This is a genomic window from Pseudomonas acericola (SeqCode) (assembly GCF_053456465.1).
In genome coordinates, this window is sequence record NZ_JBRFJB010000004.1 from 274318 (window position 1) to 296083 (window position 21766).

Sequence of the window (21766 nt, forward strand, 5' to 3'; positions counted from 1 at the left end):
GGGCTTACGATAACACAGCGCCCGCCAGGCAACAGCGGCGCACATGTGGAGAGGGAGGTGGGATGAGTATTCGGGACTGGCCTGTGGCGGAACGGCCACGGGAGAAACTGTTGGAATGTGGCGCGGCAAGCCTGTCTGACGCCGAGTTGTTAGCGATCTTCCTGCGTACTGGCGTCTCCGGCAGAAGCGCAGTGGATCTGGCGCGGCATCTGTTGGCGCAGTTTGGCGGCTTGCGCCCGCTGTTGGAGGCCGGCCAGGCGTTATTCAGCCAGCATTTGGGCTTGGGGCCGGCGAAGTTTGCGCAGTTGCAGGCGGTGTTGGAGATGGCCCGACGGCATATGGCAGAACGCTTGCGCAGTGAATCGGTGCTGGAAAGCCCGGTAGCCGTACGTGATTACCTCAAGGCGCTCTTGCGTCATGAGCCCCATGAGGTTTTCGGCTGCCTGTTTCTCGATTCGAAGCACCGGGTGTTGGGGTTCGAGGCGTTGTCCCAAGGCACTATCGATACCGCCGTGGTTTACCCGCGGCAAGTGGTCAAGCGTGCCTTGGCGTATAACGCGGCGGCGCTGATCCTGTGCCACAACCATCCTTCCGGGAGCCTGGAACCCAGCGCAGCTGATCGAAAATTGACCAAGCTGCTGCAAAAGGCCTTGGAAGTGGTGGATGTGCGGGTGCTGGATCACATCATCGTCGGGGATGGAGACCCGTTGTCGATGGCGGAATATGGGTGGATGTAGGGGGGGGCAACTGCAAGGTTGAAGCTGCAAGCCTCAAGTGGGCTTGCAGCTTGCAGCTCAGGGCTTGACGCTGGCCTTCGAAAAATCCTGGCGGCCGAACGGGCTCACCTGGTAGCCCTTGACCGTTTTGCGCGCGAGGGCAAACGCGGTTGGGTGCGCCAGCGGCAACCACAGCGCCTGCTGCTGGATCTGCGCCTGGGCCTGCTGGTACAGCTTGCTGCGCACCCCTTGCTCGTTGGTGGTCTTGCCGGCGCTGATCAGCTTGTCCAGGGCTGGGTCGCAGTAGCGGGCGAAGTTGGTGCCGGATTTCACCGCCGCGCAGGAGAACTGTGGGGTCAGGAAGTTATCCGGGTCACCATTGTCGCCGGCCCAGCCCATGAACAGCAGGTCGTGCTCACCGGCCTTGGCGCGGCGAATCAGTTCGCCCCATTCGATCACGCGTATCTCGGCCTGGATGCCGACCTTGGCCAGGTCAGCTTGCAACAATTGCGCGCCGAGGTTGGGGTTGGGGTTCAGCAGGCTGCCGGTCGGGCGCGTCCAGATGGTGGTCTTGAAGCCGTCCTTGAGCCCGACCCGGTCCAGCAGGGCCTTGGCTTTCGCGAGGTCCTGTGGATAACCCGGCAGATCCTTGGCATAGCCCCAGGTGTTGGGCGGGTATGGGCCGTTGGCGGCTTCGGCGGTGCCTTCAAATACGGCCTTGAGGTAGCTGGCCTTGTCGAAGGCCAGGTTGATCGCCTGGCGTACTTCGGGCTTGTCCAGCGGCGGGTGCTGGCTGTTGATGGCGACGAAGGCGGTCATGAAGGCCGGGGTTTTCTCGACTTTGAGCGCCGGGTCCTTTTCGGCCTCGCCCACATCCAGCGGCTTGGGCGACAGGGCGATCTGGCATTCGTCGCGGCGCAGTTTCTGCAGGCGTACGTTGGCGTCCGGGGTGATGGCGAAGATCAAGTTGTCCACAGACGGTTTGCCGGCGAAGTAATCCGGGTTGGCCTTGTAGCGCACCACGGCGTCTTTCTGGAAGCGGCTGAAGATGAACGGCCCGGTGCCGATTGGCTGGCTGTTGAGCTTCTCCGGTGTGCCGGCCTTGAGCAGTTTGTCGGCGTATTCGGCCGGGTAGATCGAGGCAAAACCCATGCTCAGGGCGGCGAGGAAAGTGGAGTCGGCGTGGTCCAGGGTGAAGCGCACGGTCAGTGGGTCGAGGGCGTCGATCTTCTTCACCAGCGTCGGCAGTTGCAGCGACTGCGCGTGGGGGAAGCCGCTCTGGGCGATCTTGTGCCATGGGTTGGCCGGGTCGAGCATGCGTTCGAAGCTGAAGCGCACGTCTTCGGCGGTCAGGGTGCGGCTTGGGCTGAAGTACTCGGTGCGGTGGAATTTCACGTCTGGGTGCAGCTTGAAGGTGTAGGTCAGGCCATCTGGCGACACCTCCCAGCTGTCCGCCAGGCTCGGCACCAGCTTGCCGCTGGCTGCGTCGTAGTCCACCAGGCGGTTCATCAACACGTCGGCCGAGGCGTTGGTGGTGGTCAGCGAGTTGTATTGCACCACATCGAACCCTTCGGGGCTGGCCTCGGTGCAGACGCTCAGGTTGCTGGCGGCAGAGGCCAGCGGGGCGATAAAGAGAGGGGCTAGCAATAGCGGTAGGGCAGCGAGGCGCATGTTCGGTTTCCTTTGCAGATCGAAGGCCCATCTGCGAGTGCAGTCTGGAAAAGTCCTACCGTAGAGGTCTGATTGATAAATGACTAGCCCATTTTTGCCTGTGCTTTTGCTTCAAATGCTGTTTTCATGACGCCTCAGCGCGTTCCGCTGCGCACTTTGCCGTGCGCGTGGGCGCTGTAAATCATTCGGTGCGACGAGCGGTCGGCTGTGACAGCGGCCCCTCCTGGCAACGGTTCAGGTGTGTTTTGCCTAGATTTACGCCGGTAAAAACACACGGGCTGTTGTTGCACTAGGGTCTTTCTGGTATAAAGCAGCGCTCTTTTCTAGGGGCCCGGTTCCTTCGCTTGTAGGTGTAGCCGGTAAGACCCTAAAGAAACGCGGCGCCTGGCGCCAAATGACTGAGAGATTAAGCGGCCAACCCATGCCGGGTTGGGCATGTGGTTTTAGAGGGCTGAGGCATGTCGAGAGTATGTCAAGTTACCGGTAAGGGTCCGGTGACTGGGAATAACATTTCCCACGCAAATAACAAAACCCGTCGTCGTTTCCTGCCAAACCTGCAGCATCACCGCTTCTGGGTTGAAGAAGAGAAACGTTTTGTTCGTCTGCGCGTATCTGCTAAAGGCATGCGCATCATCGACAAGCGTGGCATCACTGTCGTGCTGGCCGAAATCCGCCGCGCTGGCAAGATCTAAGGAGCTCTATCATGCGTGAATTGATTCGAATGATCTCTAGCGCCGGTACTGGTCACTTCTACACTACCGACAAGAACAAGCGTACTACCCCGGACAAGCTCGAAAAGAAAATGTTCGACCCGCGCGTTCGCAAGCACGTGATCTACAAAGAAGGCAAAATCAAGTAATTGATTTTCTTCCTTGTGAAAAAAAGCCCGTATCTCACGATGCGGGCTTTTTTTTGCCTGGGATGATCGTTCCCACGCTCTGCGTGGGAACGCCGCTTCGGACGCTCCGCGTCCCGTCGTCTTGATCAGGCCTTCTGTTCAAACACCACGTAGATCTTGCGGCACGGCTCCAGCACTTCCCAAGTGCCGCTGAAACCGGCCGGGATCACGAAGCGGTCGCCACTGCGCAAGGTCTTGGCGTTGCCGTCCCCGTCGCGCAGCACTGAAACACCCTGCACAATCTCGCAGTATTCGTGCTCGGTGTAGTTGACCTTCCACTGCCCGACTTCACCTTCCCAGACGCCCGCGCTCATCTGGCCGCACGGGCTGTTGTAGTGGTTGTAGATCGTTTGCTCGGGGTCGCCCTTGAGGATTTTCTCGGCGGCGGGGCGGTAACGGTCGGCGGGGGTCTTGGCTTGGCTGAAGTCGACGATGTCCTGGATGTTCATGTGCGTGTCCCGTCTGGCCTGCGGTTGGGGAGCCCAAAGTCTATGTTTATTAAAATGAACATCGCAAGGGCGTTTACTGGCGTTATGTCAAATATATTGAAACATCCCCAGCCGCTGGTTTAGGGTGGCAGCTGCCTTGAGCCGAACAGCAGGCTGGCCGGGCAAGAATTCTTTGAGGCTGCCGGGGGACATCGCCTGGCCCTTGTATTCAATAAGAGGAGGACACTCGCATGACCACCCTGACCCGTGCCGACTGGGAACAACGCGCCAAGGACCTGAAGATCGAAGGCCGCGCCTACCTCAATGGCGAGTACACCAACGCCGTTTCCGGCGACACCTTCGAATGCATCAGCCCGGTCGATGGCCGCTTGCTGGCCACTGTTGCCAGCTGTGACGCCACTGACGCCCAGCGCGCCGTGGAAAATGCCCGCGCCACTTTCAATTCCGGTGTCTGGTCGCGCCTCGCGCCGGCCAAGCGCAAAGCCACCATGATCCGTTTCGCCGCGCTGCTCAAGGCCAATGCCGAAGAGCTGGCGCTGCTGGAAACCCTGGACATGGGTAAACCGATCAGCGACTCCCTGAACATCGACGTGCCCGGCGCCGCCAACGCGCTGAGCTGGAGCGGCGAGGCCATCGACAAAATCTACGATGAAGTCGCAGCCACCCCTCACGATCAGTTGGGCCTGGTGACCCGCGAGCCAGTCGGCGTTGTTGCCGCCATCGTGCCGTGGAACTTCCCCCTGATGATGGCCTGCTGGAAGCTCGGCCCGGCGCTGTCCACCGGTAACTCGGTGATCCTCAAGCCGTCCGAAAAATCCCCACTGACCGCCATCCGCATCGCCGCCCTGGCCGTTGAAGCGGGTATTCCAAAAGGCGTATTCAACGTGCTGCCGGGCTACGGCCACACCGTGGGCAACGCGCTGGCGCTGCACATGGACGTCGATACGCTGGTGTTCACCGGCTCCACCAAGATCGCCAAGCAACTGTTGATCCGCTCCGGCGAATCGAACATGAAGCGCGTGTGGCTGGAAGCCGGCGGCAAGAGCCCGAACATCGTGTTCGCCGACGCCCCGGACCTGCAAGCCGCCGCCGAATCCGCCGCCGGCGCCATCGCCTTCAACCAGGGCGAAGTCTGCACCGCCGGTTCGCGCCTGCTCGTCGAGCGCTCCATCAAGGACAAATTCCTGCCCCTGGTGATCGAAGCCCTCAAGGGCTGGAAGCCAGGCAACCCGCTGGACCCGGCCACCAATGTCGGCGCGCTGGTGGACACCCAGCAGATGAATACCGTGCTGTCCTACATCGAAGCCGGCCACGCTGACGGCGCCAAATTGGTCGCGGGCGGCAAGCGTACCCTGGAAGAAACCGGCGGCACCTACGTCGAGCCGACGATCTTCGACGGCGTGACCAATGCCATGAAGATCGCCAAGGAAGAGATCTTCGGGCCAGTCCTGTCGGTGATCACTTTCGACAGCGCCGAAGAGGCCATCGCCATCGCCAACGACACTATCTACGGCCTGGCCGCAGCGGTGTGGACGGCGGATATTTCCAAGGCGCACCTGACGGCCAAGGCCCTGCGCGCCGGTAGCGTGTGGGTCAACCAATACGACGGCGGCGACATGACCGCACCGTTTGGTGGCTTCAAACAGTCGGGTAATGGCCGCGACAAGTCGCTGCATGCGTTCGACAAATACACCGAGCTGAAATCGACCTGGATCAAGCTCTAAGCAACACCGCAGAGCAAATGTGGGAGCCGGTTTGTGTGGGAGCTGGCTTGCCTGCGATAGCATCACCGAGGTGTGGCTGACACACCGAGGTGCCTGCATCGCGGGCAAGCCCGGCTCCCACACAAGCCCGCTCCCACAGTGTTTTGTGTGATCTTGATAATTATCCACAGGAGCGTGGAAATGCGTTGGGCGACTTATTTCGCCGTCCTGGCCTCGGTACTCAGCGTCGGCCTGGCCCTGGGTGTCAGCATGCCGTTGGTGTCCCTGCGCCTTGAAGGCTGGGGCTACGGCAGCTTCGCCATCGGTGTGATGGCCGCGATGCCGGCCTTTGGCGTATTGCTGGGCGCAAAGATCTCCAGCCGCATGGCCTCCTGGCTGGGCACTGCCAACCTGATGCGCCTGTGCCTGTGGGCCGGCGCGGTGTCCATCGGCTTGCTGGCAATCCTGCCCAGCTACCCGGTATGGCTGGTGCTGCGGCTGATGATCGGGGTGATCCTGACCATCGTGTTTATCCTCGGCGAAAGCTGGATCAACCAATTGGTGGTGGAGCAGTGGCGTGGCCGGCTGGTGGCGTTGTATGGCTGCAGCTATGCCCTGAGCCAGTTGTCCGGGCCATTGCTGTTGGGCGTAATCGGCACCGGCCACGATTACGGTTTCTGGGTCGGCGTTGGTCTGTTGGTGGTCGCGCCAGTGCTGTTGCTGGGGCGCTCTGGCGCACCGACCGCCGAGTCGTTCAGCGTGACCTTTGCCGACCTTTGGCGCTTCTGCCGGAGCCTGCCGGCGATTGCCTGGGCGGTGGCATTGTTCGCCGCGTTCGAGGCGATGATTCTGACGTTGTTACCGGTGTATTGCCTGCAACAGGGCTTCACTGCCGAGATGGCCCTGGCGATGGTCAGTACCGTGGTGGTGGGGGATGCGTTGCTGCAATTGCCCATCGGCGCACTGGCTGACTACCTGCCGCGACGCTCGCTGTTCCTGGCGTGTGCGGTGCTGTTGCTGGTGTCGAGCCTAGCCATTCCGGTGGTGCTGCACACGCCGCTGATCTGGCCGGTGTGGGTGGTGTTCGGTGCCAGTGCTGGCGGCTTGTTCACCTTGTCGCTGATCCTGATCGGCGAGCGTTACCGCGATGATGCGCTGGTGCGGGCGAATGCCCATGTGGCGCAGTTGTGGGGCATCGGTTGCCTGATCGGGCCGTTGGTGGCGGGGGCGGGGAGCCAGTGGATCAGTGGGCATGCGTTGCCGTGGTTGATGGCGGCGGGTGCGTTGGGTTTGGTGGTGTTGCTGCTGCGCCAAGGCGCGTTCGGCGCAGCGCAACCAGCCTGACCTTGCAATGCGATCCACTGTGGGAGCTGGCTTGCCTGCGATGAGGGTGTGTCAGGCGAAGCATCTGGTGACTGACCCGCCGCCATCGCAGCGATGCGGCGACCCGACAAGCCAGCTCCCACAGTGGACCGGTGGTGTTCCTAGAGCATGCGTTCCAGGCCGACGGATGTGGCGAACCACGCATTGAACCGCCGCCACCAACTGCCCGGTTCGCGGGTCAGCGTATGCAGTTGGCCGTTATCCTCGGTCACCCATACCACCTGGCCATCCTGCAACTTCGCCTCATAACTCAACGCCGGCGCCATGCCCTGCAAGGCCAGGTTGCGAACGTGCTCTGCCAACTCAGGGCTGTCCACCAGCACACCCACCTCGGTGTTCCACAGCACCGAACGCGGGTCGAAATTGAACGAGCCGATAAACGATTTCTCCCGATCAAAGATCATCGCCTTGCTGTGCAGGCTCGAATCCGAGCCCCGATATGTGCCACGCCGAAACAAGTGTGGCCCGCTGCCGCCGCCATCACCCGGTTGGCGGCGCAACTCGTAGAGTTTCACCCCATGTTCCAGCAACGCCTTGCGATACGGCGCATAGCCGCCGTGTACCGCCGGCACGTCGGTGGCTTCCAGGGCGTTGGTCAGCAGGCTCACCGACACCCCCGCATCCGCGCGACCGGTCAGGTACACCAACCCAGGTTCGCCCGGCACAAAGTACGCTGAGATCATCATCAACTCGTGGCTGACCCCTTCCAGTTCCGGCGCCAGTTGGGTGGTCAGCAGCAAGCGTGGGTCGGGCTCGGCGGTGGCCAGCACTTTGCTCGGTGCATCCCACAGCGCCTGGTTCCAGGCCCAGATCAGCTCGCGCCGCCAGATGTCCATGCGTGGCTGGGTCTGGTAGGTGCGCAGGCGGTTGTACAGCGCGTGGTTCTGCTGGCGTGATTCGGCCAGGGACGCTTCCAGGCGCACGCGCGCGGCGGCCAGGTCGCCTTTGGACGGCGCGTTGGAGACGAAGTCGTCAATAGGTTTGCTCAGGGCGCTGTTCCAGTACTGGTCGAAGCTGTGCCCGAGCTGCTCGGCCACCGGGCCCACGCTGAGCATGTCGATGTCGGTGAAATTCAGATTGGGTTCGGCGTCGAAATACTCGTCGCCCAAATTGCGCCCGCCGACGATGGCGACACTGTTGTCGGCCAGCCACAGCTTGTTGTGCATGCGCCGGTGTTGCAGCGACAGGTTGAACAGGCGCCCCATCGCCCGCGTCACGCCGGTGCTGCGCCCCAGGTGCAGCGGGTTGAACAGGCGAATCTCGATCTTGGGGTGGGCGGCGAGGGTGGCGATGATCTGGTCGAGGCCGTCGCTGGTGGTGTCGTCCAGCAGGATGCGGATGCGTACGCCACGGTCGGCGGCCTTGAGCAGTTCATCCACGAGCATGCGCGTGCTGATGCCGTCGTGGACGATGTAATACTGCAAATCGAGGCTGGTCTGGGCGTTGCGGATCAATTCCGCGCGGGCCATGAAGGCTTCGCTGCTGTTGGGTAGCAGGCGAAACCCGGAGCGGCCCTGGTAGGGCGCGGCCTGGGCCTGGATCGAGCGGCCGAATGACGATTGCGCGGCGGGCAGGGCGTCGCTGGGGATGCGCGGTGTGGTCACCGTGGCGCAGCCGCCCAGGGCACCCAGCAGGAGAAGCGGGAGTAGCCGTCGAATCATCAAGGGAGTCGCTTCCGGGTCAGGGCGGTTGTAGGCATATGACGGCTATTTCCCGCGAAAGGTCAGTCCATCGTGTCGGCCAGCAGCTTGATCGCGGCAGCGCCGACCTTGCGCACGGCTTCTTCAATCTGCGGGGTTGGCTTGGCAGCGTAGTTCATGCGCAGGCAGTTCCGGTACTTGCCGGAAGCCGAAAAGATACTGCCCACGGCCACCTGTACGCCTTGTTCCATCAGCACCCGGTTGAGCTTCAGCGTATCGAAGCCGTCTGGCAGCTCGATCCACAACATAAAGCTGCCCTGGGGGCGGCTGGCCCGCGTACCCGCAGGGAAGTAACGGCTGACCCAATCGAGCATCAAGTCGCGATTGCGCTGATATTGGGTACGCATCCGCCGCAAATGCGGTTCGAAGTGCCCGCTTTTGAGAAACTCGGCAATGGCGATCTGCGGTTGGGTCGCGGTGGAGCCGGTGCTGATGTATTTCATGTGCAGCACCCGTTCCAAGTAACGCCCCGGCGCCACCCAGCCAATGCGCAGGCCGGGGGCCAGGGTTTTCGAGAACGAGCTGCACAGCAGCACGCGGCCATCTTCGTCGAAGGACTTGATCGTGCGCGGGCGCGGGTAGCTGTAGGCCAATTCGCCATACACGTCGTCTTCGATGATTGCCACGTCAAAGCGCTGGGCCAGGGTCAGCAGTGCGCGCTTGCGTGCCTCAGGCATGATGTAGCCCAGCGGGTTGTTGCAGTTGGGGGTGAGTTGGATGACCTTGATCGGCCACTGTTCCAGGGCCAGTTCCAGGGCTTCGAGGCTGATGCCGGTGATCGGGTCGGTGGGGATTTCCAGGGCTTTCATGCCCAGGCCCTTGAGGGTTTGCATGGCGCCGTGAAAGCTCGGCGAATCCACCGCGACGATATCCCCGGGCTCACAAATGGCGTGGATGCTGGCGGACAGTGCCTCATGGCAGCCGGTGGTGATCACGATATCGTCGGCGTTCAGTTGGCAGCCTGAATCCAATGACAGTCGAGCGATCTGCTCGCGCAATTCCATACAGCCCATGATGTTGTCGTAATACAAGCCCGGCAGATCCTGACGGCGGCTCACACGGGCCAGGCTGCGCAGCAATGGTTTGAGGGTCGGCGACAATACATCCGGCATGCCACGGCCCATCTGTATGACGTCTTTGCGCGGGACGGCGCGAATCAGATCCAGCACCTGGTCCCACTGGGAAATATCCACCGGGCGTTGGGCCGGACGCCCGATCTCCGGCAGGGCCGGCAGTTCGCGGCCGACCGGCACAAAGTAGCCGGATTTCGGCTTGGGCATCGCCATGCCATTGTCTTCCAGCAAACGATAAGCCTGTTGCACGGTGCTCAGGCTGACCCCGTGTTCAACGCTCAAGGCCCGTACCGAGGGCAAGCGATCGCCGGGGCGATAGAAGCCTTGTTCGATACGGGTGCCCAGCAGTTCGGCGAGGTTCACATAGAGGGTCATGGTGGTCGCTCCCAGGAGACCGGTACAGATGGAGCGAAAATACAGGATTCAGCGCCCCATAGGCAGTCTCTGTATGGATTTAATAAAGATTGGTTGAATCTGTAATGGTTTTGCCCGCGCGCCCATCCTAGTCACTCATGGCAACAGGCAAATGAGGGGCAACATGATGAGCGGCATGAGCGATGTGCGGTTGGCGTTACGCGGTCAGGAATTGGAAGCAGGGCAGGGGCGCACGCTGGCGGCGCCGGCCAGCAGCCGCTGGAATCTGTTCTGGCACCGCAGGCACACGCGCAAGGCCTTGCTGGAGATGACCGCCGAGCAGCTCAAGGACATTGGCCTCAGCGCAGAACAAGCGCGCCAGGAAGGGGTTAAACCGTTCTGGCGCGGTTGATCACACCAGCTCTTTGAACCGGTGCCAGAGCATGCCCAAGGCCAGCAGCGGCGAGCGCAGATGCTTGCCGCCGGGGAAGGTGATGTGCGGCACCTGTGCGAACAGGTCGAAGCGCCCCTGTTGCTGGCCGCTGATGGCTTCGGCCAGCAGTTTGCCCGCCAGGTGCGTGGCATTGAGGCCGTGGCCGGCGTAGGCCTGGGCGTAATACACGTTGGGTTGGTCGGGCAGCCGGCCGATCTGCGGCAGGCGATTGGCGCCGATGCCGATCATGCCGCCCCACTGGTAATCGATCTTCACGTCGGCCAGTTGCGGGAACACTTTGAGCATTTTCGGACGCATGTAGGCGCCGATGTCCTGCGGATCGCGACCGGAATAGTGACAGGCACCGCCGAACAGCAGACGTCGGTCGGCGGACAGGCGGAAGTAGTCCACTGTCACCCGCTGGTCGCACACGGCCATGTTTTGTGGCAACAGTTGCGCGGCCTGGGTTTCGCTCAGCGGTTCGGTGGCGATGATGTAGCTGCCAGCCGGCAGCACTTTTCCACTGAGTTGCGGGTTCAGGCCATTCAGGTAGGCGTTGCAGGCCAGCACCAGGGTCTTGGCGCGCACGTTGCCCTGGGCGGTGTGCACGTTGACCTCGGGGCCGTAGTCGATACGGCTGACGGCGGATTGCTCGAACAGCTGCACACCCAGTTGCTGCGCGGCGGCGGCTTCACCCAGCGCCAGGTTCAGCGGGTGCAGGTGGCCGGAGCCCATGTCGATCATGCCGCCCACGTAACGGTCTGAGCCGATCACGCTGCTCATCTCGCTGGCCTGTAGCAGGCGTAGTTCGTGGCGATAGCCCAGGCTGCGCAACTCTTCGGCGTCTTCGGCCAGGCCGTGCAGGTCGCGGGGTTTGTTGGCGAGGTCGCAGTAGCCCCAGGTCAAATCGCAGGGGATCTGGAAGCGCTCGACGCGCTCGCGCACGATTTCCACGGCTTCCAGGCCCATCAGCTTCATCTGGCGCACGCCGTCTGTGCCGATCACGTTGGCGAACTGGTCCAAGCCATGGCCGACGCCACGGATCAACTGCCCACCGTTGCGCCCGCTGGCGCCCCAGGCGATCTTGCGTGCTTCCAGCAGCACCACGCGGAAGCCCCGTTCGGCCAGTTCCAGGGCGGTGTTCAACCCGGAAAACCCACCGCCGACCACGCATACATCGGCCGTGATTTCGCCGGCCAACACCGGGTAATCGGGTTGCGGCACGCTGCTGGCAGCGTAGTAGGACGTGGTGTGCCGGGCGCTGGCAGTCATGGGGAGCATCCCTGTTTGGAAAATTTGACGCAGGATACAGCGGTCGGACGAAGCTGTCTCACCGCGGGCTTTTGCGGCAGAATCCACGCCTATCCGCCGTTCGGTACCTGTTTCGATGAGTTGCAACAGCCAGAAAATCAGCGCGCTGCGCCGACAGATTCCTTCGTTCGAGTGCGTCCCCGGCTGCCACGATTGCTGTGGGCCGGTGACCACCTCGCCCGAGGAAATGTCGCGCCTGCCACGCAAGACGGCGGCCGAACAGGACGCGGCCATGGACGAACTGAACTGTGTGCACCTTGGGCCTAACGGTTGCACGGTGTATGACGAGCGGCCGTTGATCTGCCGGTTGTTCGGCACCACCAAGACCTTGCCGTGCCCCAATGGGCGGCGGCCGGTGGAGCTGATTCATCCGCGGGTGGAAAAGCAGATTCATGAGTACATGGCGAGCACGCGGCAGGTGCTGGTCTGACTCGGTTAATGTGGGAGCTGGCTTGCCTGCGATGGCGGTGGATCAGTCACCACCGCTATCGCAGGCAAGCCAGCTCCCACATTTGACCGCAGTGTGCCAGTCAGTCCGGGATTGGCAGGTTCAGGCTCTCCTTCACCTCTTCCATCACGATATAGCTCTTGGACTCCCGTACATGGGGCAGTTTGAGCAGGATATCGCCGAGCAATTTGCGGTACGAGGCCATCTCGGAAATCCGCGCTTTCACCAGGTAGTCGAAGTCCCCTGACACCAAATGGCACTCCAGCACATGGGGCAGTTTCAGCACCGCGCGGCGGAATTCCTCAAAGGTGTCGCCGGACTTGTAATCGAGGCTGATCTCGACAAATACCAGCAAACTCCCCTTCAAATGCTGGGGATTGAGCCGTGCGTTGTAGCCCATGATGATCCCTTCACGCTCCAGCCGGCGCACGCGCTCGGTGCACGGCGTGGTCGACAGCCCGACCTTTTCCCCCAGCTCCGTGAACGAAATGCGCCCGTCGGTTTGCAGGATGCGCAGGATGTTGCGGTCGATCTTGTCCAGCTCCCGCTTGGTCTGGGTGTTGGTACGCATAGGGGATACGCCTCTGTGAAAAGGGTTTTTGCCGAGAATTGTCGCCAAATATAGGCGGTTATATAGTGAAATGCACTGGCAATAGTTTTTTACACTGCGCTCATCATTGCTCGAATAACACACGTCGGCGGTCAAGCCGCGATGAGGATATAAAAATGCGCGTTCTGGTCTTGGGTAGCGGCGTCATTGGGGTGACCAGTGCCTACTATTTGGCGCGGGCCGGCTTTGAAGTGGTCGTGGTCGACCGCCAGCCTGCCGCTGCGATGGAAACCAGCTTCGCCAACGCCGGCCAGGTGTCTCCAGGCTACGCTTCGCCATGGGCCGCGCCGGGTGTGCCGCTCAAGGCCATCAAGTGGTTGCTGCAGCGCCACGCGCCGCTGGCGATCAAGGCCACCGCCGACCTCGACCAGTACCTGTGGATGGCACAGATGCTGCGCAACTGCACCGCCAGCCGCTATGCCGTGAACAAAGAACGCATGGTGCGCCTGTCCGAGTACAGCCGTGACTGCCTCGACGAGCTGCGCGCCGAGACGGGCATTGCCTACGAAGGCCGCAGCCTGGGGACTACGCAGCTGTTTCGCACCCAAGCCCAGCTGGATGGCGCCGCCAAGGACATCGCCGTGCTGAAAGAGTCTGGCGTGCCGTTCGAACTGCTCGACCGCGCCGGCATCGCCCGTGTAGAGCCGGCCCTGGCCAGTGTCACCGACATCCTCGCTGGCGCCCTGCGCCTGCCGAATGACCAGACCGGTGACTGCCAGATGTTCACCACGCGCCTGGCCGAGATGTGCAAGCAACTGGGCGTGGAATTCCGCTTTGAACAGGACATCCAGCGCCTCGACTACGCTGGCGAACGCATCAACGGCGTGTGGATCGACGGCAAGCTGGAAACCGCCGACCGCTACGTGCTGGCCCTCGGCAGCTACTCGCCGAAGCTGCTCAAGCCGCTGGGGATCAAGGCGCCGGTGTACCCGCTCAAGGGTTACTCGATGACCGTGCCGATCACCAACCCGGCGATGGCGCCGACGTCGACCATTCTCGACGAGACCTACAAGGTCGCGATCACCCGTTTCGACAACCGCATCCGCGTCGGCGGCATGGCGGAGATTGCCGGTTTTGACCTGTCGCTGAACCCGCGTCGGCGCGAAACCCTGGAGATGATCGTCAACGACCTTTATCCTCAGGGCGGCGATTTGAGCGAGGCCACCTTCTGGACCGGCCTGCGCCCAACCACGCCCGACGGCACGCCGATTGTCGGTGCCACGCCGTTCAAGAACCTGTTCCTGAACACCGGCCACGGCACTCTCGGTTGGACCATGGCCTGTGGCTCGGGCCGCTTGCTGGCCGACCTGATGGCGAAGAAAACCCCACAGATCAGCGCCGCAGGCCTCGATATTTCCCGTTACGGCAACCACCAGGAGTCCGCAAAACATGTCAATCCAGCGCCAGCTCACCAATGAGCGCATGAGCCAGATCGTTGTTCACAGCGGTACCGTGTATCTGGCCGGGCAAGTCGGCGACGACATGAATGCCGGGATTGAACAGCAGACCCGTGAAACCCTGGCCAATATCGAGCGTTTGCTGGACCTGGCCGGCACCGACAAGACCAAGTTGTTGTCGGTGACGATCTACCTGAAAGACATCGATGCCGATTTTGCCGGCATGAACGCGGTGTGGGACAAGTGGCTGCCCAAAGGCGTTGCCCCGGCCCGCGCCACGGTTGAAGCCAAGCTGTGCGAACCGGAAATTCTGGTAGAGCTGTCCGTCGTGGCCGCGCTGCCGTAAACCCAGATCCTCTCCCGGTGCCGACGATATTGGGCGGCACCGGTTTTTCTTCACTCTGCCGCCTAGAAGCCTGCCGCCATGCGTCCTGCCCGTGCCCTGATCGATCTCCAAGCCCTGCGCCATAACTACCAATTGGCCCGTGAAGTCACGGGGGCCAAGGCCCTTGCCGTGGTCAAGGCCGACGCCTACGGCCATGGTGCCGTGCGTGTAGCCCAGGCGTTGGAAGCCGAGGCCGACGGCTTTGCCGTGGCGTGTATCGAAGAAGCGTTGGAGTTGCGCGCTGCCGGCATTCGTGCGCCGGTGTTGCTGCTGGAAGGTTTTTTCGAAGCCAGTGAACTGCCGCTGATCAACGAACATGATCTGTGGTGTGTGGTGCATTCGCTGTGGCAGTTGGACGCGATCGAACAAGCCCGCCTGACCAAGCCGCTGACCATCTGGCTCAAGCTGGATTCGGGCATGCATCGCGTCGGCCTGCATCCCAAGGACTACCACGAGGCATACCAGCGCCTGCTGGCCAGCGGCAAAGTCGCCAAGATCGTGTTGATGAGCCACTTCGCCCGCGCCGATGAGCTCGATTGCGTGCGCAGCGATGAGCAAGTGGCGGTATTTGAAGCGGCGCGCCAAGGCTTATCGGCCGAGGTCAGCCTGCGCAATTCGCCGTCGGTGATGGGCTGGCCGAACGTCGCCAGCGATTGGGTGCGCCCCGGCATCATGCTCTACGGCGCCACGCCGTTTGGCGAGGACCAGGCCGTGGCCGCACGTTTGCAGCCGGTGATGACCCTGGAATCGAAAGTGATCTGCGTACGTGAACTGCCGGCCGGCGAGCCGGTGGGTTACGGCGCGCGGTTCATCACGCCCAAGCCGATGCGCATCGGTGTGGTGGCCATGGGGTATGCCGACGGCTACCCGCGCCATGCGCCAACCGGCACGCCGGTGTTGGTGGCCGGGCAGCGCAGCCAATTGCTGGGCCGCGTGTCCATGGACATGCTGTGCATCGACCTGACGGATGTGCCACAGGCTGGCCTCGGTTCCACGGTGGAGTTGTGGGGCAAAAACATCCTCGCCAGCGACATCGCCGTCGCGGCGGAAACCATTCCCTACCAGATCTTCTGCAACCTGCGCCGGGTGCCAAGGCTCTATTCCGGCGACTGACCGCCAGGCACGAACGTCGCTACCCGGGATTTAGGCCCAAGTGTTGTAAATACTGAACGCTGTCGCCATGATAACGCTCAATTACAACAAAGCCTGAATCCTAGGAGGCTCCTGCATTGGACGTCGGCGAACGACTGCAATCCATCCGTAAACTGAAGGGTCTTTCCCAGCGCGAGCTCGCCAAGCGCGCGGGTGTCACCAACAGCACCATTTCGATGATCGAAAAAAACAGCGTCAGCCCCTCGATCAGCTCCTTGCGCAAGGTGCTGGGCGGCATCCCCATGTCCATGGTCGAGTTCTTTTCCGAGGAGATCCTCCAGGAAATACCGACGCAGATCGTCTATAAAGCCAATGAGCTGATCGACATCTCTGACGGCGCCGTCACCATGAAACTGGTAGGCCGGGCGCACCCCAGCCGGGCGATTGCGTTTCTCAACGAAATCTACCCACCGGGCGCCGATACGGGCGAAGAAATGCTCACCCACGAAGGCGAGGAAACCGGGATTCTGGTGGAGGGCCGCCTGGAATTGGTGGTCGGTCTTGAAACTTTTGTGCTCGAAGCCGGCGATAGCTACTACTTTGAAAGCACCAAGCCCCATCGTTTTCGCAACCCGTTCGACGTGCCGGCGCGACTAATCAGCGCAGCCACACCCGCGAACTTTTAGAGAAGAGGCGTCCTGCCAGCGTTGCAGAGACTCCCGCAGCCGTATCCGCGAAGCCGAATCTCCCTTTATTTAATAGGGTTGTTTCGGCCAGGCGGGCTAACCGTTATACTTTCGCCGCCTGCGAAACCGTGGCCGCAGGCGTGAATAGCCACCATTGAGGGTGAACGCGTGAACCTAATTATGAAAATGCTGGCTGCACCAGCAACCGTACTGGCCCTATGGGCTGTCAGCGCTCAAGCTGCGACCAATGATGATATTGCCAAGCGCCTTGAGCCTGTTGGCCAGGTTTGCGTCCAAGGCCAGGAATGCAAGGGCATGGAAGTCGCCGTGGTAGCGGGCGGCGGCGGGGCAAAAACCCCGGACGATATCATCGCCAAGCACTGCAACGCCTGCCACGGTACCGGCCTGTTGGGCGCGCCGAAAGTCGGCGACACCGCCGCCTGGAAAGAACGCGCCGATCACCAGGGCGGCCTCGACGGCATCCTGGCCAAGGCGATCACCGGTATCAACGCCATGCCGCCGAAAGGCACCTGCGCTGATTGCTCGGATGACGACCTTAAAGGCGCTATCAAGAAGATGTCCGGGCTCTAATCCGCCGATCTTCGCCAAAAATGCCGCTTACGAGCGGCTTTTTTGTGCCCGCGATTTTGTTTCAGGGCTGTTCTTTGCAGCAAACACCCGCCACTCTCTGTCCAACCCCTAATCACGGAATGTTCAGGAGGGTCGGATGGTGCAGTTGTGTTCAATCGAGCAGGCAGTTGACGACGTACTGGCGCGCTTGCCAGCGCATATCCACATGGGCATGCCGCTTGGGCTGGGCAAACCCAACTTGTTCGTCAATGCGCTGTACCGGCGCATCGCCAAGCTGCCGGAGCGGGCGCTGACGATCTACACCGCACTCAGCCTCGGCCGCCCACCGCTAGGCGACGGCTTGCAGAAGCGCTTTCTCGAACCCTTTATCGAGCGGGTGTTTGGTGATTATCCCGAGCTGGATTTCCTCGCCGCCCTGCGCAAAGACAGCCTGCCCAACAACATCCGCGTGCAGCAGTTCTTCATGCAGCCCGGCAGCCTGCTGCACAGCACCTCGGCCCAGCAGGATTACGTGAGCAGCAACTACAGCCACGCCGCCCGCGATATCAACGCCGCCGGCTTGAACCTGGTGGCGCAACTGGTGGCCAGCAGCAGCGAACACCCCGATCGGCTGAGCCTGAGTTGCAACCCGGACATCACCCTCGACCTACTGCCGATGATCGCCAAGCGCCGCGATGCCGGGGAAACCATTCTGATCGTCGGCCAGGTTCATACCGACTTGCCCTACATGCCCGGCGATTCCGAGCTGGGCATGGACGCGTTCGATTACCTGATCGACGAAAAAGACAGCACCACGCTGTTCTCCACGCCGAACATGCCGGTGGGGGTCCAGGATCACTTTATCGGCCTGCACGCCAGCACTTTGGTGCGCGATGGCGGCACCTTGCAGATCGGCATCGGCTCGATGGGTGATGCGCTCACCGCTGCATTGTTGGCGCGCCAGGCCGACAACGAAGCCTATCGTTTGCTGCTGACCGACCTCGATGTGTACCAGTGGGCGCCATTGATCAGCCGTGAAGGCGGCGTCGAGCCCTTCGCCCGTGGCCTTTACGGTTGCAGCGAAATGTTCGTCAACGGCCTGCTGGTGCTGGCGGATGCCGGGATTGTGCGGCGTAAGGTCTACCCGGATGTGGCGACCCAGGAGCAAGCCAATGCTGGCCTGCTCGATGAGGCGGCACAACCCGATGGCGTCTCGATCCACGGCGGTTTCTTCCTCGGTCCGCGCAGTTTTTACCAGCGCCTGCAGGAAATGACCCACGGCAAGCGCCTTGAATTCAACATGACCCGCATCAGCTACATCAACGAGCTGTACGGCCAGGAAGCGCTCAAGCGCCTGCAACGCCTGGACGCGCGGTTTATCAACAGCGCGATCATGGTGACCTTGCTCGGCGCCGGTGTGGCCGACCAGTTGGAAGATGGCCGCGTGCTCAGCGGCGTCGGCGGGCAGTACAACTTCGTCGCCCAGGGCCATGCGCTGGAAGGTGCTCGGTCGATCCTGATCCTGCGCAGTTGGCGCGAGTCGGCGGGGGAGGTCAGTTCCAATATCGTCTGGGACTATGGCCACTGCACCATTCCCCGGCATCTGCGGGATATCGTCATCACCGAGTACGGCATCGCCGATTTGCGCGGTCAGACGGACGCCAAGGTGATCGAGGCGTTGCTCAATATCACCGACTCACGTTTCCAGGGCGATTTGATCGAGCAAGCGCAAAAGGCCGGCAAGTTGCCCGGGGATTTCCAGCTGGATGTGCGCTTTGCCGACAATACGCCGGAGCGCCTCCAGGCTATCCAGGCGCGGCATCAGCGGTTGTTCCCGGAATATCCGCTGGGCAGCGATTTCAGCGATGAAGAGCGGGATCTGTTGCGCGCGTTGAACTGGCTCAAGAGCAAATTCAAGCTGACGGAGATTTTGGAGTTGGGCAAGGCGGCGTTCGATGCGCCGGAGCCGGAGGTGTTTCCCGGGCACTTGAAGCGGATGGGGTTGGATAGCCCGGAGGGGCTCAAAGAGGATTTGTACCAGCGGCTCTTGCTCGCAGGTCTACAGGCCACCGCACACTAACAAACACCACGAAACCAACTGTGGGAGCTGGCTTGCCTGCGATAGCGGTGGTACAGCGACATTGATGTCGCCTGACACTCCGCTATCGCAGGCAAGCCAGCTCCCACATTTTTAACCGTGCCCGCTCAGGAGTGGTGCTTACTCGATGAAGGTCACTACACCACCGGCCAACGATTTAACCCGCGCCAGCGACTCAACCCGATAACCCTGCGCATCCAGCTCCGCACGGCCACCCTGGAACGACTTCTCGATCACGATCCCCAAGCCGGCAACGGTTGCGCCCGCCTGCTTGATGATCGAAATCAGCGCCTGGGACGCCTTGCCGTTGGCCAGGAAGTCATCGATCACCAGCACGCGGTCGCTGCTGGTGAGGTGGCGCGGGGAGATCGCCACGGTGCTTTCTACCTGCTTGGTGAACGAATACACGGTCGCCGACAGCAGGTTTTCAGTCAGGGTCAGGGACTGGTGCTTGCGCGCGAAAATCACCGGTACGCCCAGGTTCAGGCCGGTCATGATCGCCGGCGCAATGCCCGAAGCTTCGATGGTGACGATCTTGGTGATGCCCGAATCCTTGAACAGCGCAGCGAATTCGTCGCCGATCAGTTTCATCAGCGCCGGATCGATCTGGTGGTTCAGAAAGGCGTCGACCTTGAGTACCTGATCGGAAAGCACGATGCCTTCTTCGCGAATTTTCTTGTGCAGTGCTTCCACGAAAGCTTCCTCTGTTGACGCAATGCGCGCCGAAAGTAGATTAAAAAGTAGTCGATTCTAGCGCTTTAACATCGCGCGTATGTCCGCCAAGGCGGTGTTGCCGCGAACGGCCTTCACCTCGGTCGGGGTGTCGTCATTGCCTTCCCAGGCCAGGTCGTCCGGCGGCAGTTCGTCGAGGAACCGGCTGGGGGCACAATCGATGATCTCGCCGTATTGCTTGCGCTTGGCGGCAAAGGTGAAGGCCAGGGTCTGACGGGCGCGGGTAATGCCCACGTAGGCCAGTCGGCGTTCTTCTTCGATGGTGTCAGCTTCGATACTGGAGCGGTGTGGGAGGATTTCCTCTTCCATGCCCATGATGAACACGTAGGGGAATTCCAGGCCCTTGGAGGCATGCAAGGTCATCATCTGCACACCTTCGGCGCCGTCTTCCTCTTCCTGCTGGCGCTCCAGCATGTCGCGCAGCACCAGCTTGCCGATGGCGTCCTCGACGGTCATCTCGCCGTCTTCGTCTTTTTCCAGAGTGTTTTTCAGCGCTTCGATCAGGAACCAGACGTTGCCCATGCGGTAATCCGCGGCCTTGTCGCTGGAGCTGTTGGTGCGCAGCCAGTTTTCATAGTCGATGTCCATGACCATGCTGCGCAGGGCGCTGATCGGGTCTTCGCCGGCGCACTGCTCGCGGACCTTGTCCATGAAGCGCTTGAAGCGCGACAGGCGGTCGGTGAAGCGGGTATCCAAATGCTCGCCGAGGCCGATTTCGTCGGTGGCGGCGTACATCGAGATCTTGCGTTCGGTGGCGTAGTTGCCGAGCTTTTCCAGGGTGGTGGAACCGATTTCCCGGCGCGGCACGTTGATCACGCGCAGGAAGGCGTTGTCGTCATCCGGGTTCACGATCAGCCGGAAGTAGGCCATCAGGTCTTTCACTTCCTGGCGTCCGAAAAAGCTGTTGCCACCTGACAGGCGATACGGCACCTGGTGGTGCTGCAATTTCAGCTCGATCAGCTTGGCCTGGTAGTTGCCGCGATAGAGAATCGCGAAATCGCTGTAGGGCCGGTCGGTGCGCAAGTGCAGGCTGAGGATTTCCACCGCCACGCGTTCGGCTTCTGCATCTTCGTTGCGGCAGCGGATCACACGGATCTCGTCGCCGTGGCCCATCTCACTCCACAGTTGTTTTTCAAACTCGTGGGGGTTGTTCGAGATCAGCACGTTGGCGCACCGCAGGATGCGGCTGGTGGAGCGGTAGTTCTGCTCCAGCATCACCACTTTCAGGGACGGGTAGTCGTCCTTGAGCAGCATCAGGTTTTCCGGGCGGGCGCCGCGCCAGGCGTAGATCGACTGGTCGTCGTCGCCCACTACGGTGAACTGGTTGCGCTTGCCGATGAGCATTTTCACCAGCAGGTACTGGCTGGCGTTGGTGTCCTGGTATTCGTCCACCAGCAGGTAGCGCACCTTGTTCTGCCACTTCTCCAGAATGTCGGCGTGTTCTTCGAACAGCTTCACGGGCAGCAGGATCAGGTCGTCAAAGTCCACCGCGTTGAACGCCTTGAGCGTGCGCTGGTAATGGGTGTAGACGATGGCGGCGGTCTGTTCCTTGGGGTTGCGTGCGTTTTCCAGGGCCTGGGGCGGCAGGATCAGGTCGTTTTTCCAGGCGCCGATCATGTTCTTGATCTCGTCCACGCCGTCGTCGCCTGCGTATTCCTTTTGCATGATGTCAGTCATCAGCGACTTCACATCGGTCTCGTCAAAGATCGAGAAGCCCGGCTTGTAGCCCAGCCGCACGTGTTCCTTGCGGATGATGTTCAGGCCCAGGTTGTGGAACGTACACACCGTTAGGCCACGGCCCTCGCCACCCTTGAGCAGGGTGCCGACGCGCTCTTTCATTTCCCGCGCCGCCTTGTTGGTAAAGGTCATGGCGACGATGTACTGGGCGCGGATGCCGCAGTTCTGGATCAGGTGCGCGATCTTGCGGGTGATCACGCTGGTCTTGCCGGAGCCTGCGCCGGCGAGCACCAATAGAGGGCCGCCGACGTAGTTCACGGCTTCTTGCTGCCGGGGATTGAGTCGGGACATACAGAATTCAGGGAGTCGTTATTCAAAAG

Annotated in this window: 21 protein-coding genes; 13 read left to right on the forward strand and 8 right to left on the reverse strand. The window is 61.5% G+C overall.

Features of this window, described 5'->3' with window-relative positions; all coding sequences use genetic code 11:
• The first annotated feature begins 62 nt into the window (after nucleotides 1-62).
• On the forward strand, nucleotides 63-737 hold the full coding sequence (gene radC, locus ACU688_RS17485; protein ID WP_448185751.1) for a RadC family protein: 675 nt from the start codon (nucleotides 63-65) through the stop codon (nucleotides 735-737).
• Nucleotides 738-794: 57 nt separating this feature from the next.
• On the opposite strand, the gene ACU688_RS17490 is transcribed toward radC, so the two are convergent.
• Nucleotides 795-2387 (reverse strand): ABC transporter substrate-binding protein, encoded by a 1593-nt coding sequence (locus ACU688_RS17490; protein WP_448185752.1) that lies wholly within the window; start codon nucleotides 2385-2387, stop codon nucleotides 795-797.
• Nucleotides 2388-2845: 458 nt separating this feature from the next.
• Between ACU688_RS17490 and rpmB the strand changes: the two genes are divergently transcribed.
• Nucleotides 2846-3079 carry a 50S ribosomal protein L28 gene (gene rpmB, locus ACU688_RS17495; RefSeq protein ID WP_019410280.1) on the forward strand — a complete coding sequence of 78 codons (234 nt, stop codon included), beginning with the start codon at nucleotides 2846-2848 and terminating at the stop codon, nucleotides 3077-3079.
• Nucleotides 3080-3090: 11 nt separating this feature from the next.
• A complete protein-coding gene (gene rpmG, locus ACU688_RS17500) occupies nucleotides 3091-3246 on the forward strand; it encodes a 50S ribosomal protein L33 (protein WP_003176906.1) in 156 nt (51 codons plus the stop codon).
• A 125-nt stretch (nucleotides 3247-3371) separates the two neighbouring features.
• Here rpmG and ACU688_RS17505 read toward each other — a convergent pair whose 3' ends face one another.
• Nucleotides 3372-3734, reverse strand: a complete 363-nt coding sequence (locus ACU688_RS17505; RefSeq protein WP_448185753.1) for a cupin domain-containing protein — start codon at nucleotides 3732-3734, stop codon at nucleotides 3372-3374.
• Nucleotides 3735-3964: 230 nt separating this feature from the next.
• On the opposite strand from ACU688_RS17505, the gene ACU688_RS17510 reads away from it, so the two are divergent.
• Together ACU688_RS17510 and ACU688_RS17515 are read left to right on the forward strand one after the other, a co-directional pair.
• Nucleotides 3965-5458: an aldehyde dehydrogenase gene (locus ACU688_RS17510; RefSeq protein ID WP_124526911.1), complete on the forward strand. Its 1494-nt coding sequence runs from the start codon at nucleotides 3965-3967 to the stop codon at nucleotides 5456-5458.
• A 180-nt stretch (nucleotides 5459-5638) separates the two neighbouring features.
• Entirely contained in the window at nucleotides 5639-6781 is a 1143-nt protein-coding gene (locus ACU688_RS17515) for an MFS transporter (RefSeq protein WP_448185754.1), read from the forward strand.
• A 140-nt stretch (nucleotides 6782-6921) separates the two neighbouring features.
• Here ACU688_RS17515 and ACU688_RS17520 read toward each other — a convergent pair whose 3' ends face one another.
• A complete protein-coding gene (locus tag ACU688_RS17520; protein WP_448185755.1) occupies nucleotides 6922-8481 on the reverse strand; it encodes a phospholipase D family protein in 1560 nt (519 codons plus the stop codon).
• A gap of 62 nt (nucleotides 8482-8543) precedes the next feature.
• Nucleotides 8544-9968, reverse strand: a complete 1425-nt coding sequence (locus ACU688_RS17525; RefSeq protein WP_448185756.1) for an aminotransferase-like domain-containing protein — start codon at nucleotides 9966-9968, stop codon at nucleotides 8544-8546.
• A 166-nt stretch (nucleotides 9969-10134) separates the two neighbouring features.
• Here ACU688_RS17525 and ACU688_RS17530 point away from each other — a divergent pair, with 166 nt between their 5' ends.
• Entirely contained in the window at nucleotides 10135-10359 is a 225-nt protein-coding gene (locus ACU688_RS17530) for a DUF1127 domain-containing protein (protein ID WP_448186026.1), read from the forward strand.
• Here ACU688_RS17530 and ACU688_RS17535 read toward each other — a convergent pair whose 3' ends face one another.
• Nucleotides 10360-11652, reverse strand: a complete 1293-nt coding sequence (locus ACU688_RS17535; protein ID WP_448185757.1) for an NAD(P)/FAD-dependent oxidoreductase — start codon at nucleotides 11650-11652, stop codon at nucleotides 10360-10362.
• 115 nt (nucleotides 11653-11767) lie between these two features.
• Between ACU688_RS17535 and ACU688_RS17540 the strand changes: the two genes are divergently transcribed.
• The gene (locus tag ACU688_RS17540; RefSeq protein WP_016975913.1) at nucleotides 11768-12121 is read left to right on the forward strand and encodes a YkgJ family cysteine cluster protein; all 354 of its coding nucleotides are present in this window, start codon (nucleotides 11768-11770) and stop codon (nucleotides 12119-12121) included.
• Nucleotides 12122-12221: 100 nt separating this feature from the next.
• Here ACU688_RS17540 and ACU688_RS17545 read toward each other — a convergent pair whose 3' ends face one another.
• Nucleotides 12222-12710 (reverse strand): Lrp/AsnC ligand binding domain-containing protein, encoded by a 489-nt coding sequence (locus tag ACU688_RS17545; RefSeq protein WP_003176896.1) that lies wholly within the window; start codon nucleotides 12708-12710, stop codon nucleotides 12222-12224.
• A 155-nt stretch (nucleotides 12711-12865) separates the two neighbouring features.
• Here ACU688_RS17545 and dadA point away from each other — a divergent pair, with 155 nt between their 5' ends.
• The 6 genes from dadA (at nucleotide 12866) to ACU688_RS17575 (ending at nucleotide 18959) form a co-directional block, all read left to right on the forward strand.
• On the forward strand, nucleotides 12866-14167 hold the full coding sequence (gene dadA / locus ACU688_RS17550) for a D-amino acid dehydrogenase (protein ID WP_448185758.1): 1302 nt from the start codon (nucleotides 12866-12868) through the stop codon (nucleotides 14165-14167).
• Entirely contained in the window at nucleotides 14139-14492 is a 354-nt protein-coding gene (locus ACU688_RS17555; protein ID WP_017135862.1) for a RidA family protein, read from the forward strand. The genes dadA and ACU688_RS17555 overlap by 29 nt, the downstream gene beginning before the upstream one ends.
• Nucleotides 14493-14570: 78 nt before the next feature.
• A complete protein-coding gene (gene alr, locus ACU688_RS17560; protein WP_448185759.1) occupies nucleotides 14571-15644 on the forward strand; it encodes an alanine racemase in 1074 nt (357 codons plus the stop codon).
• A 116-nt stretch (nucleotides 15645-15760) separates the two neighbouring features.
• Complete coding sequence (locus tag ACU688_RS17565; RefSeq protein ID WP_003176893.1) at nucleotides 15761-16309, forward strand: cupin domain-containing protein; 549 nt, start codon at nucleotides 15761-15763, stop codon at nucleotides 16307-16309.
• A gap of 180 nt (nucleotides 16310-16489) precedes the next feature.
• Nucleotides 16490-16900, forward strand: coding sequence for a c-type cytochrome (locus tag ACU688_RS17570; protein WP_448186027.1), 411 nt, complete (start codon nucleotides 16490-16492; stop codon nucleotides 16898-16900).
• Nucleotides 16901-17036: 136 nt separating this feature from the next.
• Entirely contained in the window at nucleotides 17037-18959 is a 1923-nt protein-coding gene (locus ACU688_RS17575) for an acetyl-CoA hydrolase/transferase C-terminal domain-containing protein (RefSeq protein ID WP_448185760.1), read from the forward strand.
• 138 nt (nucleotides 18960-19097) lie between these two features.
• Here ACU688_RS17575 and ACU688_RS17580 read toward each other — a convergent pair whose 3' ends face one another.
• Nucleotides 19098-19670 carry a xanthine phosphoribosyltransferase gene (locus tag ACU688_RS17580; protein WP_124526902.1) on the reverse strand — a complete coding sequence of 191 codons (573 nt, stop codon included), beginning with the start codon at nucleotides 19668-19670 and terminating at the stop codon, nucleotides 19098-19100.
• A 57-nt stretch (nucleotides 19671-19727) separates the two neighbouring features.
• Nucleotides 19728-21737, reverse strand: a complete 2010-nt coding sequence (gene rep, locus ACU688_RS17585) for a DNA helicase Rep (protein ID WP_448185761.1) — start codon at nucleotides 21735-21737, stop codon at nucleotides 19728-19730.
• Nucleotides 21738-21766 lie beyond the last annotated feature (29 nt).

Excerpts from the sequence above, each read along its gene's own strand:
- ACU688_RS17520 (WP_448185755.1), bottom strand. The coding sequence starts at position 8,481 with ATGATTCGACGGCTACTCCCGCTTCTCCTGCTGGGTGCCCTGGGCGGC.
- rep (WP_448185761.1), bottom strand. The coding sequence starts at position 21,737 with ATGTCCCGACTCAATCCCCGGCAGCAAGAAGCCGTGAACTACGTCGGC.
- ACU688_RS17540 (WP_016975913.1), top strand. The coding sequence starts at position 11,768 with ATGAGTTGCAACAGCCAGAAAATCAGCGCGCTGCGCCGACAGATTCCT.
- ACU688_RS17525 (WP_448185756.1), bottom strand. The coding sequence starts at position 9,968 with ATGACCCTCTATGTGAACCTCGCCGAACTGCTGGGCACCCGTATCGAA.
- ACU688_RS17490 (WP_448185752.1), bottom strand. The coding sequence starts at position 2,387 with ATGCGCCTCGCTGCCCTACCGCTATTGCTAGCCCCTCTCTTTATCGCC.
- ACU688_RS17510 (WP_124526911.1), top strand. The coding sequence starts at position 3,965 with ATGACCACCCTGACCCGTGCCGACTGGGAACAACGCGCCAAGGACCTG.
- ACU688_RS17575 (WP_448185760.1), top strand. The coding sequence starts at position 17,037 with ATGGTGCAGTTGTGTTCAATCGAGCAGGCAGTTGACGACGTACTGGCG.
- ACU688_RS17535 (WP_448185757.1), bottom strand. The coding sequence starts at position 11,652 with ATGACTGCCAGCGCCCGGCACACCACGTCCTACTACGCTGCCAGCAGC.
- ACU688_RS17515 (WP_448185754.1), top strand. The coding sequence starts at position 5,639 with ATGCGTTGGGCGACTTATTTCGCCGTCCTGGCCTCGGTACTCAGCGTC.
- ACU688_RS17545 (WP_003176896.1), bottom strand. The coding sequence starts at position 12,710 with ATGCGTACCAACACCCAGACCAAGCGGGAGCTGGACAAGATCGACCGC.
- alr (WP_448185759.1), top strand. The coding sequence starts at position 14,571 with ATGCGTCCTGCCCGTGCCCTGATCGATCTCCAAGCCCTGCGCCATAAC.
- rpmB (WP_019410280.1), top strand. The coding sequence starts at position 2,846 with ATGTCGAGAGTATGTCAAGTTACCGGTAAGGGTCCGGTGACTGGGAAT.
- radC (WP_448185751.1), top strand. The coding sequence starts at position 63 with ATGAGTATTCGGGACTGGCCTGTGGCGGAACGGCCACGGGAGAAACTG.
- ACU688_RS17505 (WP_448185753.1), bottom strand. The coding sequence starts at position 3,734 with ATGAACATCCAGGACATCGTCGACTTCAGCCAAGCCAAGACCCCCGCC.
- ACU688_RS17570 (WP_448186027.1), top strand. The coding sequence starts at position 16,490 with ATGAAAATGCTGGCTGCACCAGCAACCGTACTGGCCCTATGGGCTGTC.
- dadA (WP_448185758.1), top strand. The coding sequence starts at position 12,866 with ATGCGCGTTCTGGTCTTGGGTAGCGGCGTCATTGGGGTGACCAGTGCC.
- ACU688_RS17555 (WP_017135862.1), top strand. The coding sequence starts at position 14,139 with ATGTCAATCCAGCGCCAGCTCACCAATGAGCGCATGAGCCAGATCGTT.
- ACU688_RS17530 (WP_448186026.1), top strand. The coding sequence starts at position 10,135 with ATGAGCGGCATGAGCGATGTGCGGTTGGCGTTACGCGGTCAGGAATTG.
- rpmG (WP_003176906.1), top strand. The coding sequence starts at position 3,091 with ATGCGTGAATTGATTCGAATGATCTCTAGCGCCGGTACTGGTCACTTC.